The sequence below is a fragment of the Pseudomonas sp. FW305-25 genome, assembly GCF_017351415.1.
GTDB classification, from domain to species: domain Bacteria; phylum Pseudomonadota; class Gammaproteobacteria; order Pseudomonadales; family Pseudomonadaceae; genus Aquipseudomonas; species Aquipseudomonas chlororaphis.
The window spans coordinates 1-13,948 of the sequence record NZ_JACNDE010000026.1; the positions used below are offsets into that span (position 1 = coordinate 1).

Sequence of the window (13,948 nt, forward strand, 5' to 3'; positions counted from 1 at the left end):
TGCCGCTATCGCGAGCAAGCTCGCTCCTACAGAAAGAAGACGGTTGAAATCAGCAAGAAACCCGACAACGGAGGTCGTCCATGGCCCGTGTTTCCCTTCTCAGCTTGCCGTTGGCCGCGCCCGCCGATAAGCCGCTGTCCTGGCCGCGCATCCACCGGCGGCTGTTGCCCTGGCTGCTGCCCCTGGGCCTGTTTGCCCTGTGGTGGCTGGCCAGCCGTAATGCCTGGATGAGCGAGCAGATCCTGCCGGCACCGGCATTGGTCTGGAGCAGCGCGCTCGAGCTGGCCGGCGGCGAGCTGTGGAGCCATCTGGCAATCAGCCTGCAACGGCTGGCCTGGGGCCTGCTGGCGGGCATCGGCGCCGGTGCCCTGCTCGGCGCGGCGCTGGGTTCCAGCCGGCGCCTGGAACGCCTGGTGTTCCCCACCTTCGCCGCCCTGTCCCAGGTTCCGACCCTGGCCTGGATTCCGCTGTTCATGGTGTTTTTCGGCATCGGCGAACTGCTCAAGCTGGTGGTGCTGGTCAAGGCCATCGTGGTGCCGGTGACCCTGCATACCCTGGTCGGCGTGCGCGACGCCCAGCCCAGATTGCGCGAAGCCGCCGCCGTGCTGCGCCTGCCGCCGCACCTGCTGATCCGCCGGCTGGTGCTGCCCGCCGCCCTGCCCGCCTTCATGGCCGGCGTGCGCCTGGCCCTGGCCGCCGGCTGGACCTCGCTGCTGGCGGTGGAGCTGCTGGCCTCCAGCGAAGGCATCGGCTACCTGATGGTCTGGGCGCGCCAGCTGTTCATGCTGGATATCGTCTTCGTCTGCATCGGGGTGATCGGGGTGATGGGCGTGGCCATGGACCGCGGCATCGGCCTGCTGGACAAGGCCCTGGTGCACTGGCCGCACCCGGCCATCGCGCAGATCCGCCGCGGCCCGCGCTACCAGGGCTGGCAACGCCTGCAGCCGTGGCTGCTACCGCTGTTCCTGCTGGCGCTGTGGCAAGTGGCGAACCAGCTGGAATGGGTCGACGCCAATATCCTGGTGAGCCCGCTGGCGGTACTGCAAACCACCTGGAACGGCCTGCTCGACGGCAGCCTGTCGGGCGGCCTGGGCCTGAGCCTGCGGCGCACCCTTGGTGGCCTGCTGCTGGGCGGCGGCCTGGGGTTTGCCCTGGGCCTGCTGCTGGGCCTGTCGCCTCTGAGCGAACGTCTTCTGGGGCCGACCCTGGCGGCGCTGCGGCAGATCGCCATTTTCGCCTGGGTGCCGCTGCTTACCGCCTGGTTCGGCCTCGGCGAGCTGGCGAAATGGGTATTTGTCGCGCTGGCCGCGTTCTTCCCGCTGTTTATCGCCACCCAGCGCAGCGTCGCCAACCTGTCGCCGCAACTGACCGAGGCGGCGCAAGTGCTGCGCCTGAACCTCTGGCAACGCCTGCGCCGCCTGGTGCTGCCGGGCGCCGCGCCGGGGATCTTCGCCGGCCTGCGCCTGAGCCTGATCTACGCCTGGCTGGGGACCATCGGCGCGGAATATTTCATGCCGTCCAACGGCGGCATCGGCAGCCAGATGATCGGCGCCCAGCAGCTGCTGCGCATGGACCTGATCATGGCCGGCATGCTCCTGGTGGGGCTCACCGGCGCCCTGCTCAACCTTATTGGCCAACAGCTCGAAACCCGCGCCACACGCTGGAGACACGCATGAACGCACCCGCACCTTCCCCCATCGTCAGCTTCAGCCATGTGGGCAAGACCTTCGAGGTCGCCGGCGGCGAGCTGGAGGCGATCCGCGAATTCAACCTGGAGATCGCCGAGGGCGAATTCGTCGCCATCGTCGGCGCAAGCGGCTGCGGCAAGTCCACCCTGCTGCGCCTGCTGATCGGCCTGGACACGCAGTTTCGCGGCGAGATCCGCGTCGACGGCAAGGCCGTCAGCGGCATCGGCGGCGAACGCGGCATCGTGTTCCAGGAACATCGCCTGTTCCCCTGGCTGACGGTCGCGGAAAACATCGGCCTGGGCCTGGTCAACGAAGCCCTGAGCGCCACAGAACGGCAAACCCGCATCGCCGACTTCATCGAACTGGTGGGCCTCACCGATTTCACCCGCGCCTACCCGCACCAGCTGTCCGGCGGCATGGCGCAACGAGTAGCCATCGCCCGCGGCCTGGTGGCCAGCCCGCGCATCCTGCTGCTGGACGAACCCTTCGGCGCCCTCGACGCGCTGACCCGCCAGCAGATGCAGGACGAGCTGCTGGCGATCCGCGAGCGGGCCAGGATCACCACGGTGCTGGTCACCCATGACGTCGAGGAAGCGATCTTCCTCGCCGACCGCGTGGTGGTGATGGAACCACGCCCGGGCCGGATCAAGCGGGTGGTGGACATCGCCCTGCCCCATCCGCGCCAGCGCAGCAGTTTCGACTTCCACCAGCTGCGCGAAGAACTGCTCCACGAACTGACCCGTGACTATCACTACCAGGTGCCTTTGCCCGCCCAGATCCGTGACCTGCCACTGGCCTTTATTGCTTGCTGACAAGGAGTGAACAGATGCCGCAACGTCCCAACTTTTTGGTGATCCTGGCCGACGACCTGGGCTTTTCCGATCTCGGTGCCTTCGGCGGCGAAATCGCCACGCCGAACCTCGATGCCCTGGCCGAAGGCGGCCTGCGCCTGACCGACTTCCACACCGCGCCGACCTGCTCGCCGACCCGATCCATGCTGCTCACCGGCACCGACCACCATATCGCCGGCATCGGCACCATGGCCGAGGCCCTGACCCCGGAACTGATCGGCAAGCCGGGCTACGAGGGCCACCTCAACGACCGCGTGGTGGCCCTGCCCGAGCTGCTGCGCGACGCCGGCTACCAGACCCTGATGAGCGGCAAATGGCACCTGGGGCTGACCGCCGAACTGGCGCCCCATGCCCGGGGTTTCGAGCGTTCGTTCTCGCTGCTGCCCGGCGCCGCCAACCACTACGGTTTCGAGCCGACCTACGACGAACACACCCCAGGGCTGCTCAAATCCACCTCGGCGCTGTACATCGAGGACGACCGCTTCATCGAGCAATTGCCCAAGGATTTCTATTCCTCCGACGCCTTCGGCGACAAGCTGCTGCAGTACCTCAAGGAGCGCGACCAGACCCGGCCGTTCTTCGCCTACCTACCGTTTTCCGCGCCGCACTGGCCGTTGCAGGCGCCCGAGGAGGTGGTCGCCAAGTACCGTGGCCGCTATGACGCCGGCCCCGAGGTGCTGCGCCTGGAGCGTCTGGAAAAGCTCAAGCAACTGGGGCTGATCGAGGCCGATGTGGAGCCGCACCCGCTGCTGGGCCTGAGCGCCGAATGGGCGGCCTTGAGCGAGCAGCAGCGGCAGGTTTCCGCGCGGGCCATGGAGGTCTACGCAGCGATGGTCGAGCGCATGGACTGGAACATCGGCCGGGTGGTGGACTACCTGCGCCAGCAGGGCCAACTGGACAACACCTTTATCCTGTTCATGTCCGACAACGGTGCCGAAGGCGCGCTGCTGGAAGCCTTCCCCAAGTTCGGCCCGCAGCTGTTGACCTACCTCAACCAGCACTACGACAACAGCCTGGACAACATCGGCCGCGCCAACTCCTACGTCTGGTACGGCCCGGCCTGGGCCCAGGTCGCCACCGCGCCGTCACGCCTGTTCAAGGCCTTCACCACCGAAGGCGGGATCCGCGTGCCGGCGCTGGTGCATTACCCGCAGCTGGCGCTCAAGGGCCGGATCAGCCATGGCTTCGGTACGGTGATGGACATCACCCCGACCATTCTCGACCTGGCCGGCGTGCGTCATCCCGGCAAACGCTGGCGCGGCAAGGAGGTGGCGCCATTGCGCGGCAAGTCGTGGCTGGGTTTCCTGTCCGGCGAGACCGCGCAGGTGCATGACGAACACACGGTCACCGGCTGGGAACTGTTCGGCCGCCGGGCGATTCGCCAGGGCCAGTGGAAAGCGGTGTACATCCCCGGCCCGGTGGGCCCGGCGACCTGGCAGCTGTACGACCTGAGCCAGGACCCGGGGGAGATCCACGACCTGGCCCAGAGCGAGCCGGACAAGCTCGACGCGCTGATCGGCCACTGGCAGCAGTACGTGGACGAAACCGGAGTGATCCTCAGCGCCTCGCCGTTCCAGCCGGATTGACCCCGTAGCCGCTGCCGCAGGCTGCGATGGTCCGGGCCACGCTGGTCGCAGGACCTCTGGCGATTTCAAGATCGCCACGGCCGTGCCGGCCGATCGCAGCCTGCGGCAGCGGCTACAGGTTTTGATTCGCGCGATCTCTCCCTCCTTATCCTGCATCCTGCCGTCCTTGCTTGGGCACCCATTGCCACGCCTACATTTATGCATAAATGCATATTAATGCTTGTATGCATAGCTGTGTTTTTATACAGTGCGCCGCCTGAGAGAATACTTCTCAATACGCCACACGCGTTGCGACTTGCCCCCTCAGGATCATTCAATCTAGGAACAGGACTTCATGGCAGAAAAAAACATTCTGGTTAACCGCGGCATTCAACCCGGCACCAGTATCGGCAGCAGCCCTTCGCACTTTGGCAACGGCTGGAACACCCGCAGCTACAACACCGACATGACCTCGGGCGCCGGCGCCGGGCTCTCCAGCACGGTCTCCGTGAATGGCGCCCCCACCAGCGGCGGTCACGCCATAGCGCAGGTCCCGTTCTACCTGATGCAAAGCGCGCTGGAAGAATCGCTGGCCGAAGGCAACGGCTGGCTCCCGTATGACGCCTATCCCGACCTGGGCATGGACTTCTGGGGCACGATCCCGATTCAGATCTACGAAACGCGTCGCGACCTGGCCGACAAATTCGACCGCGAACGCAATCAGCAGATCGCCGCCGTCAAGGCCGAACTCAACGGCGCCGGGGTGTCGCACGCCAGCGTCGACGCCATCAACCGCTCCCTCGAGTTCGTGCAGAAAAAGCTGGCCGAGTGGGAAGACAAACTGGCGGCCAGCGTTGTCAGACTGATGCAGAACCCGGCCAAGGATTACCTTGAGCGCACCATCGACAACATCCTCGCCGACCTGAGAAAGATCGGCGAGTACGACGCCCCGGCGGCGATCGATCAGGAACTGGCCGGCTTCAAGAACGCCTGCGAAACCGCCAACAACCTGGCCATCCGCGATTCGCTGGCCCAGGAAAACGCCAACCTGGTGGACAGCCGCAGCGCGCTGAACGCCATTGCCCAAGCCAAGCTGATGGCGAGCATGACCGCTATAGAACAGGGCAAGGCACTGGCCCAACAGCCGTTGTTCGACACCGATTACCTGCGCGACAAGGAAGGTGGCCTGCAGACGACCGGCTACATCCCGATGGAACAGGGCGTGCCAGTGGGCGAGTCCGGCGTGACACTGGGAGTCGGGGTGGACCTGGGCGGCAAGACCGCCGCCTCGCTGCTCAACGACGGCGTGCCGCAGAGCCTGGTGTCGATCCTCGGCGAATACACCGGGCTGCGCGGCCAGCAAGCCCTGAACAAGCTGCAGCAAAAACCGCTGGTCATTAGCGAGGCCCAGGCCAAGGAGCTGACCGGCATCTACTTCGAGATCATCTCGTCGGCCGTGGAACGACGCGTCAACAATGCCGCCGGTGCCGGGAAATTCCGCAGCATTCCCTACCAGACCCGTACCGCGATCATCGATCTGTCGTACCAGTACAGCGACAACCTCGCGGCAAGGACGCCGAAAACCTGGGGGATGATCATCGGCGGCGACTGGAAAGGCCTGGTACAGGAGTTGAACAACTTCGGCGACGCCTACCCGACCCGCAGGAAAGCCGAAGCCAAGCTGATTCAAAGTGATATCGACATGGGCCTGCTCAAGTAAAACAACGCCCGCGCCAGGCTCAAGCCATGGCGCGGGCCTCAGCCTCGGGTGATGCCGCAGGCCGGGGTTTTCGGCAGTTCCTTGACCACGACGTAATGCCCGGCCCGGTTTGTCTCGACCAGCAACGGCGAAGCGAACAGGTAGCTGCCGCGCAGGTTATGGTCGACAAAACAGATCGTGATCGCCTTATCTCCCCGCTCCATCACCCTTACGCTATAGATCCAGCTCCGGTCTGCGTCCACAGCGCTGTAAGCACCCTCTCTTTTCGTATCCTTCTCATAAACCCGATAGGGCGTCTGACCTAACGTGGTCCCATCCGGGTAGTGCGCCGGCCGCAAAGAGTTGCGAAAGGTATTCACCTCGAGATTCTTCAAGATGTTCAACGCCAGCGCCCCGTCGTTGTCGCCTGCTGTCGAGTCGGCCAGTGACACGCCGCCGACACCCATCAAGGCTCCGGCGATCAGAAGCCTTACCGCACTTTTCATACCCTCTCCCTGTCGATAGCCATCCGCTGCCACCGGGCTCTTCCCGGCACCGCGCTACCTTGGCTTAACGTTATCAATCCTTGGATATTTAACCAGAGAGAGGGAACGCTCGCTCAGGCCCGGGCCGTCCGCACCTCTTCCCTCGCCACCTGTTCCTTGCGGATAAAGCGGTTGGCCCGGCCAAAGGTGCCAAAATCGTTGAAGCGCACGCCCATCTCGGCCATCACCTTGTGCGCCACCGGCGCGGTCAGCTGGCGGATGTAGAAGGGTTCCTTGACCACGAAATGGTGGATGCCGTGGGTGCTGCCGAAATTGCAGCAGAATGCCTGCAATGGCCACAGCCACCAGGGGTTGAGCACCTGGGTCTGCTGGATCACGTTGCCCGCTTCGATGTCGCCGTAGTAATGCATGTTCGAGCTGACGAAGTGCAGGCAGAAGGTGCGCAGCACATTGGGGCCGACGATCACCACCACGGCGATATCGAGCACCTGCATCACCGCCAGAGTGCTGGCCGACCAGTCGATCGGCGCGCCCAGCAGCGCGGCGACGCCATTGGCGGCGTGGAAGCCGAGGAACACATACCAGGCCCCCCAATGTAGCAACGCCAGCGGTGCGTACACCTTCAGGGTGCGCTTGAGGATGTTGCGCTTGTGCGCCCAGGTCCTGGCGCGCAGGGTGCGGATCAATGACGACATGACATTGTCGCCAACCATCAGCAGGCGGGCGATACCCCAGGGCTCGCCGTTGGTGATGGCGCGCTCTTCCATGTCGGCCTCGGTGCCGGACACCTTGTGGTGATTGAGGTGCAGATGGCGGCGGATCCACGGGTTGATGGTGCTCGGCCGCGCCAGCCAGACCAGCGCCAGCATCAGGTTGTGGGGGACGCGCTGCTTGCGGAAATACATGCTGTGGATCAGGTCGTGTTCCAGCTCGTGGGTCAAGGAGGCAAAAAACGCGTTGAGCAGCAGGCAGGCCCACCAGGCCAGGTACCCGCCGATATAGAGCGCCGCCGTGCCGATCATCCCGGCCAGGGCCAAGGCCAGGATGCCTGCGCCCAGCGCGTCCTGATGCTTGAGCAGCGGGTAGCGCTCGCGCAACTCGACGCCCCTGGCCAGCACCACCTCGCGAATACGCGCCGATCGTTGCTGTGCATTCAGCCGGTCGGGACTTGCAGAAGTACCGTACATGCTTCCATCCTCTGGTTATTGATGTTCGCATCCTGCCCTGCGCCCACGCGCCGGGCGCTAGCCGCGGACGCCAACCTGTTGACCGGACGCGCCAACCGCCATGACCGAACCCACTTCCCTCGCCAGCTGGACCCGCGCCCTGCGCAAGCAGCTCGATGCCCTGGGCCTCGACAGCACCGCCTTGTGCCACCAGGCCGGCCTCGACCCACAGCTGATGGACGACCCCAATGCCCGTTACCCGCTGTCGGCCACCACCCGCCTGTGGCAGCTGGCGGTGCAGGCCAGCGGCGACCCGGCCATCGGCCTGCGGGTCTCGCGCTTCGTCAGCCCGACCACCTTCCATGCCCTGGGTTATGCGCTGGTGGCCAGCGGCAGCCTGCGGGAAGTGTTCGAGCGCATCGTGCGTTATCACCAGGTGGTCAGCGATGCCCTGGAGCTGGAGCTGACCCGCACCGAGGACCGCTATCGCTTTCGTCTGAAGGTGCCCAAGGGCAATCCGGAGCCGGCGGTCGAGGCCATCGACGCCTTTGTCGCGATCTACGTGCGCACCTGCCGCAACCGCCTGGGCCGCGACTACGCGCCGCTGGCGGTGTACCTGCGACGCCCCGAGCCGGCGGACCCCAGGCAATGGCACACAGTGTTTCGCGCGCCGGTGTTTTTCGGCGCCGACGAGGATCGCCTGGAGTTCGGCCTGCACGATTTCGACAGCCACCTGGACGACGCCAACCCGGAGCTGGCCGAACACAACGAGGCGGTGCTCAAGCGCACCCTGATGCAACTGCAACCTTTGACCTGGGAGCGCAAGGTGCGCGGGGTGATCGAGGCCCAGCTGCCGGAAGGCGAACCTTCGGCCGAACGTGTGGCCCAGGCCCTGCACCTGAGCCTGCGCAGCCTGCAACGCCACCTGGCGGACGAGGGTTGTCGCTTCGACACCCTGCTCAACGAATGCCGGGAGAACCTCGCCCTGCTGCACCTGCGCGACCCGCAGTGCTCCCTGAGCGAGATCAGCTACCTGCTGGGGTTCGCCGACGCCAGCAGCTTCAGCCGCGCGTTCAAGCGCTGGACCGGGATGACCCCGGGGCAGTTTCGCGATGGGTTGCGTTAGCCGTGGATTGGCGGTGTCGGTACGGGCCTTATCGCGATCTGCAGGTCAAACTCCGGCCAATACCCGCAACCGCGCTTCGTCGAGGATCTCGATCTCGCCGTAACCCAGCTTGAGAATGCCTTGCCCCTGCAAGTCCTTGAGGATCTGGTTGGTGGTCTGGCGCGACAGCGACAGCAGCAGCGCCAGTTGCTCCTGCGGCAGGTGCAGGACCCGGCGCGGGGTGTCGGTTTCGCCGTAGCCGCGGGCGATCATCAACAGCCGGTTGGCCACCCGCGCCGGGGCCGGCATCAGGCTCAGCTGTTCGAGGTTGATAAAGGTCAGGCGCAGCTTGTGGCTCATCAGCAGCGCCAGCTGCCGCCAGTATTGCGGGTGTTCGTCCAGCAGTTCGAGCAACGCCGCCTGGGGCACATTGAGCAGGCTGCACGGGCCCACGGCATAGGCGTCATGGGTGCGCGGCTGGCCGTCGAACAGGCTGATCTCGCCGAACCAGTGCGGCGCCTCCACCAGGCTCAGCAGCGCCTCCTTGCCCTCCTCGCTGACCGCGCCGATGCGCACCGTGCCTTCCAGTACCGCGTACAGGCCGCAGGGCGGATCGCCGCGCTGGAACAGCCGTTGGCCCGGCGCCAGCGAGCGCAAACGGGCATTGGCCAGCAGACTATTCTGTAATTGAACGGGCAAGCGGCTGAACCACTGGCCACTCATCAGGCGCTCACGCCAGACCTGCATCTTCATCGATAGCGTTATCCAAACGGGCAGCGAGCCGATTGTCGCCTAGCCGACAGAACCGGCGACCGGCGCAGGGCATGATTCGATCACCCTACAGGAGGAACAACAATGAAAAGCCTCGTCGACCATCTCAGTCAATACGCCGCCTACCACCGTGATCCGCGCAACATCGCCAGCCACTTTATCGGCATTCCGCTGATTGTGCTGGCCGTCGCGGTGCTGCTGTCGCGCCCCGCCTGGCCGGTCGCCGGGCTGTGGCTGTCGCCGGCGCTGCTGCTGGCGCTGGCGTCCTGCGCGTTCTACCTGCGCCTGGAACTGCGCCTGGGCCTGCTGATGACGCTGCTGATGGGGCTGTCGGTGTGGGCCGGCCATGGGCTGGCGCAGCAAAGCACCCTGGTCTGGCTGGCCAGCGGGGTGGGCATGTTCGTGATCGGCTGGGTGATCCAGTTCGTCGGCCATTACTACGAAGGGCGCAAGCCGGCCTTTGTCGATGACGTCTCGGGGCTGATCGTCGGGCCGTTGTTCGTGGTGGCGGAGCTGGCGTTTCTGCTGGGGCTGCGCCAGGCGCTCAAGCATGAGATCGAGGCGCGGGCGGGAGAGGTGCGGGTCAATCCGAAGCGTGCCGCTGTTTGAAATGGCTATCGCGAGCAAGCTCGCTCCTACAAGGGATGGGGTTGACCATAAGTTCATGGGGCATCCCCGGATCATTGTAGGAGCGAGCTTGCTCGCGATGCTTTCGGCTTTTAGATATTGGCGACCTTCTGCCAGACCTTGGGCTTGAAGAACAACGTCTCGCCCTTGGCCAGCCCGACCAGGCTGTCATGGTCCTTCACCACTTCGGCCTCGATCAGCTCGCTCTGCCCTTCAACCTTCAAGGTCACCCGGGTGGTGGCGCCCAGCGGACGGATATCGCGCACTTCGGCGGCGTGGTGATCGGCCAGTTCGGAGCGTGACAGCGACACTTCGTGCGGACGGAACAGCACATGGTGGTCCTCGCCCAGGTGCAGGCGGTTGGAGTCGCCGAGGAAGTGGTAGACGAAGTCGCTGGCCGGGTTCTCGTACACCTCGCCCGGCGAGCCGATCTGCTCGATCACGCCCTTGTTCATCACCACGATACGGTCCGCCACTTCCATGGCTTCTTCCTGGTCGTGGGTAACGAATACCGAGGTCAGGTTGATGTCTTCGTGCAGCCGCGCCAGCCAGCGCCGCAGCTCCTTGCGCACCTTGGCATCCAGGGCGCCGAAGGGTTCGTCCAGCAGCAGCACTTTCGGCTCCACCGCCAGGGCGCGGGCCAGGGCGATCCGCTGGCGCTGGCCACCGGACAGCTGTTCCGGGTAACGGTCGGCGAGCCAGTCCAGCTGCACCATGTTCAACAGCTCATGGACCTTCTCGGCGATCTTGCTTTCGCTCGGGCGCTGGTTCTTCGGCTTCATGCGCAGGCCGAAGGCGACGTTGTCGAACACGCTCATGTGGCGGAACAGCGCGTAGTGCTGGAACACGAAACCGACGTTGCGATCGCGCACATCGTGGCCGGAGACGTCCTCGCCGTGGAACACGATGCTGCCGGCGTCCGGGGTTTCCAGGCCGGCGATGATCCGCAGCAGGGTGGTCTTGCCGCAGCCGGACGGGCCCAGCAGCGCCACCAGCTCGCCGCTCTGGATGTCCAGGTTGATGCTGTTCAGGGCCTTGAAGGCGTTGAAGTTCTTGCTGACGTTACGGACTTCGATCGACATGATTCATTCCTCCGCGGCGCTGGCGCGCAGGCGGTTGATACGGTTTTCGCTCCACTGCTTGAGCAGCAGGATGAAGAGCGCCAGGATCAGCAACAGGCTCGCGACGGCGAACGCGGCGACGTGGTTGTATTCGTTGTAGAGGATCTCGACGTGCAGCGGCAGGGTGTTGGTCACCCCGCGAATGTGCCCGGAAACCACCGACACCGCGCCGAACTCACCCATGGCCCGCGCGGTGCAGAGCACCACGCCGTAGATCAGGCCCCACTTGATGTTCGGCACGGTCACATGCCAGAACATCTGCCAGCCGTTGGCCCCCAGCAGCCGCGCGGCTTCCTCTTCCTGGGTGCCCTGCTCCTGCATCAGCGGGATCAGCTCACGGGCGACGAAGGGCACGGTGACGAAGATGGTCGCCAGGACGATGCCCGGCAGGGCGAACACGATCTGGATATCGTGATCCTGCAGCCACGGCCCGAACAGGCCCTGGGCGCCGAACATCAGCACATAGACCAGGCCGGCGATCACCGGCGACACCGAGAACGGCAAATCGATCAGGGTCACCAGGATGCTCTTGCCGCGGAAGGTGTATTTGCTCACGCACCAGGCAGCGCTGACGCCGAACACCAGGTTCAGCGGCACCGAGATCAGCACGGCGATCACCGTCAGCTTCAGGGCCGACAGCGCGTCCGGCTCGAAGATCGCGGCGAAGAACGCGCCGAGGCCGAGCTTGAGCCCCTGGGACACCACGATAAACAGCGGCAGCAGCAGGAACAGGGCGAAGATCAGCCAGCCGAGGCCGATCAGGATGCGCCGCGAGGTCGGGCTACCGCGACGGGCAGCGTTGACGGAAGAGGCCGCAATAGACGATTGGGACATGGTTCGCGCCTCCTTAAGGTCGTTCGATGCGCCGCTGCAACAGGTTGATCAGCAGCAACAGGACAAAGGAAACCACCAGCATCAACACGCCGATGGAGGTCGCGCCGGTGTAATCGTACTGGTCGAGCTTGACCATGATCAGCAGCGGCAGGATTTCGGTTTTCATCGGCATGTTGCCGGCGATGAAGATCACCGAGCCGTACTCGCCGACGCCCCGGGCAAAGGCCAGGGCGAAGCCGGTCAGCCAGGCCGGCAGCAGCGCCGGTACCAGGATGTGGCGGAACACCTGCCAGGGCTTGGCGCCGAGGCAGGCGGCGGCTTCTTCGACCTCACGGGGAATGTCGGCCAGCACCGGCTGCACGGTGCGCACCACGAACGGCAGGGTGACGAAGGTCAGCGCCAGGGTGATGCCCAGGGGGGTGTAGGCGATCTTGAAACCCAGGTCGGTGGCGAACTGGCCGACCAGGCCGGTCGGCGCGTACAGCGCGGTCAGCGCGATACCGGCCACGGCGGTGGGCAGGGCGAACGGCAGGTCGATCATCGCATCGATGATCTTGCGTCCGGGAAAGCTGTAGCGCACCAGCACCCAGGCCAGTAGCGTACCGATCACGCCATTGATGATCGCCGCGTACAGCGCCGTGCCGAAGCTCAGCTTGAGCGCGGCGAGTACCCGCGGCGCCGAGACAATGGCCCAGAACTGATCCCAGGTGAGTTGGGCGGCATGCACGAACATCGCCGCCAGGGGTATGAGCACAATCAGGCTGAGGTACACCAAGGTGTAGCCCAGCGTCAGCCCGAAGCCGGGTATGACGGGGGAGATACGACGCGACATAAAAGTCCTTGGTTAGCGGGTAGATACCATTGTAGGAGCGAGCTTGCTCGCGAAGAACTCAAGGGCACCGCGCTCAATCAGAATGTACGCGTTATCGTTGACGATCTTCGCGAGCAAGCTCGCTCCTACAGGTAGTGTTGCTTACTGCGCCTGGTAGATCTGGTCGAACACCCCGCCATCGTTGAAGAATTTCGGTTGGGCAGTTTTCCAGCCGCCGAAGTCCTTGTCGATGGTCACCAGATCCAGTTTGGGGAACTGCTGAGCGTATTTGGCCGCCACATCCTTGTCCCGCGGACGATAGAAGTTCTTCGCCGCGATTTCCTGGCCAGCCGGGCTGTACAGGTGCTTGAGGTAGGCCTCGGCGATCTCGGTGTTGCCCTTTTTCTCGGCGTTCTTGTCCACCACCGCCACGGGCGGCTCGGCGAGGATCGACAGCGAAGGCACCACGATGTCGAACTTGTCGGCGCCGCCGTCTTCCTTCAATGCCAGGAAGGCTTCGTTTTCCCAGGCCAGCAACACGTCGCCCTGACCGTTGTTGACGAAGGTGATGGTCGAGCCGCGGGCGCCGGTATCCAGCACCGGTACGTGCTTGAACAGCTCCTTCACGTACTCCTGGGCACGGGCTTCGCTGCCACCGGCTTTCAGGCCATAGGCCCAGGCGGCGAGGAAGTTCCAGCGGGCGCCGCCGGAGGTTTTCGGGTTCGGCGTGATCACCGACACGTCTTTCTTGATCAGATCGCCCCAGTCCTTGATGCCCTTGGGGTTGCCCTTGCGCACCAGGAACACGATGGTCGAGGTGTAGGGCGTGCTCGCATCCGGCAGGCGTGTTTGCCAGTCGGCCGGCAGGGTCTTGCCGAGCTTGGCGATTTCATCGATGTCGCCGGCCAGGGCCAGGGTCACCACGTCGGCGCGCAGGCCGTCGATCACCGCGCGGCCCTGCTTGCCCGAGCCACCGTGGGATTGCTGGATCTTGACGTTGTCGCCCGGGTGTTCCTTTTTCCAGAAGCTTGTGAATTCGCTGTTGTAGTCCTGGTACAGCTCGCGGGTCGGGTCGTACGACACGTTGAGCAACTCGTAATCCTTGGCAACGGCGGAACCGGCAAAAACGGCGCTGGCGAGGGCGGCCAGGGCATAACGGCGAATCGACGACATGATGGAGCTCCCGAAATTTTTTAATGTGCTG

13 protein-coding genes are annotated in these 13,948 nt (G+C 64.7%); 6 read left to right on the top strand and 7 right to left on the bottom strand.

From position 1 onward, the window contains the following. The first annotated feature begins 80 nt into the window (after positions 1 to 80). From J4E58_RS21845 to J4E58_RS21860, 4 genes are all read left to right on the top strand, one after another. Positions 81 to 1,676, top strand: a complete 1,596-nt coding sequence (locus J4E58_RS21845) for an ABC transporter permease (RefSeq protein WP_053259221.1) — start codon at positions 81 to 83, stop codon at positions 1,674 to 1,676. After that, on the top strand, positions 1,673 to 2,500 hold the full coding sequence (locus tag J4E58_RS21850; protein WP_087092342.1) for an ABC transporter ATP-binding protein: 828 nt from the start codon (positions 1,673 to 1,675) through the stop codon (positions 2,498 to 2,500). The genes J4E58_RS21845 and J4E58_RS21850 overlap by 4 nt, the downstream gene beginning before the upstream one ends. A gap of 14 nt (positions 2,501 to 2,514) precedes the next feature. After that, positions 2,515 to 4,125, top strand: coding sequence for an arylsulfatase (locus J4E58_RS21855; RefSeq protein ID WP_087092341.1), 1,611 nt, complete (start codon positions 2,515 to 2,517; stop codon positions 4,123 to 4,125). 334 nt (positions 4,126 to 4,459) lie between these two features. Then, the gene (locus J4E58_RS21860; protein WP_087092340.1) at positions 4,460 to 5,824 is read left to right on the top strand and encodes a pesticin C-terminus-like muramidase; all 1,365 of its coding nucleotides are present in this window, start codon (positions 4,460 to 4,462) and stop codon (positions 5,822 to 5,824) included. Positions 5,825 to 5,862: 38 nt separating this feature from the next. On the opposite strand, the gene J4E58_RS21865 is transcribed toward J4E58_RS21860, so the two are convergent. Together J4E58_RS21865 and J4E58_RS21870 are read right to left on the bottom strand one after the other, a co-directional pair. Then, entirely contained in the window at positions 5,863 to 6,309 is a 447-nt protein-coding gene (locus J4E58_RS21865; protein ID WP_087092339.1) for a pesticin immunity protein, read from the bottom strand. A gap of 113 nt (positions 6,310 to 6,422) precedes the next feature. Further along, entirely contained in the window at positions 6,423 to 7,496 is a 1,074-nt protein-coding gene (locus J4E58_RS21870) for a fatty acid desaturase (RefSeq protein ID WP_087092338.1), read from the bottom strand. 100 nt (positions 7,497 to 7,596) lie between these two features. On the opposite strand from J4E58_RS21870, the gene J4E58_RS21875 reads away from it, so the two are divergent. After that, positions 7,597 to 8,601 (top strand): AraC family transcriptional regulator, encoded by a 1,005-nt coding sequence (locus tag J4E58_RS21875; RefSeq protein WP_087092337.1) that lies wholly within the window; start codon positions 7,597 to 7,599, stop codon positions 8,599 to 8,601. Between the two features lie 45 nt (positions 8,602 to 8,646). On the opposite strand, the gene J4E58_RS21880 is transcribed toward J4E58_RS21875, so the two are convergent. Continuing rightward, positions 8,647 to 9,333 carry a Crp/Fnr family transcriptional regulator gene (locus J4E58_RS21880; protein ID WP_053259216.1) on the bottom strand — a complete coding sequence of 229 codons (687 nt, stop codon included), beginning with the start codon at positions 9,331 to 9,333 and terminating at the stop codon, positions 8,647 to 8,649. A 102-nt stretch (positions 9,334 to 9,435) separates the two neighbouring features. Here J4E58_RS21880 and J4E58_RS21885 point away from each other — a divergent pair, with 102 nt between their 5' ends. Further along, positions 9,436 to 9,960: a DUF962 domain-containing protein gene (locus J4E58_RS21885; RefSeq protein ID WP_087092336.1), complete on the top strand. Its 525-nt coding sequence runs from the start codon at positions 9,436 to 9,438 to the stop codon at positions 9,958 to 9,960. Positions 9,961 to 10,070: 110 nt separating this feature from the next. Here the strand turns inward: J4E58_RS21885 and J4E58_RS21890 are convergent, their stop codons facing one another. The 4 genes from J4E58_RS21890 to J4E58_RS21905 all read right to left on the bottom strand — a co-directional run bounded on the left by J4E58_RS21890 (position 10,071) and on the right by J4E58_RS21905 (position 13,917). After that, a complete protein-coding gene (locus tag J4E58_RS21890; RefSeq protein WP_007921524.1) occupies positions 10,071 to 11,060 on the bottom strand; it encodes a sulfate/molybdate ABC transporter ATP-binding protein in 990 nt (329 codons plus the stop codon). Between the two features lie 3 nt (positions 11,061 to 11,063). Then, positions 11,064 to 11,933, bottom strand: a complete 870-nt coding sequence (cysW, locus tag J4E58_RS21895; RefSeq protein WP_087092335.1) for a sulfate ABC transporter permease subunit CysW — start codon at positions 11,931 to 11,933, stop codon at positions 11,064 to 11,066. A 13-nt stretch (positions 11,934 to 11,946) separates the two neighbouring features. Continuing rightward, on the bottom strand, positions 11,947 to 12,765 hold the full coding sequence (cysT, locus tag J4E58_RS21900) for a sulfate ABC transporter permease subunit CysT (protein ID WP_007921521.1): 819 nt from the start codon (positions 12,763 to 12,765) through the stop codon (positions 11,947 to 11,949). 141 nt (positions 12,766 to 12,906) lie between these two features. Next, positions 12,907 to 13,917: a sulfate ABC transporter substrate-binding protein gene (locus tag J4E58_RS21905; protein ID WP_007921518.1), complete on the bottom strand. Its 1,011-nt coding sequence runs from the start codon at positions 13,915 to 13,917 to the stop codon at positions 12,907 to 12,909. Positions 13,918 to 13,948 lie beyond the last annotated feature (31 nt).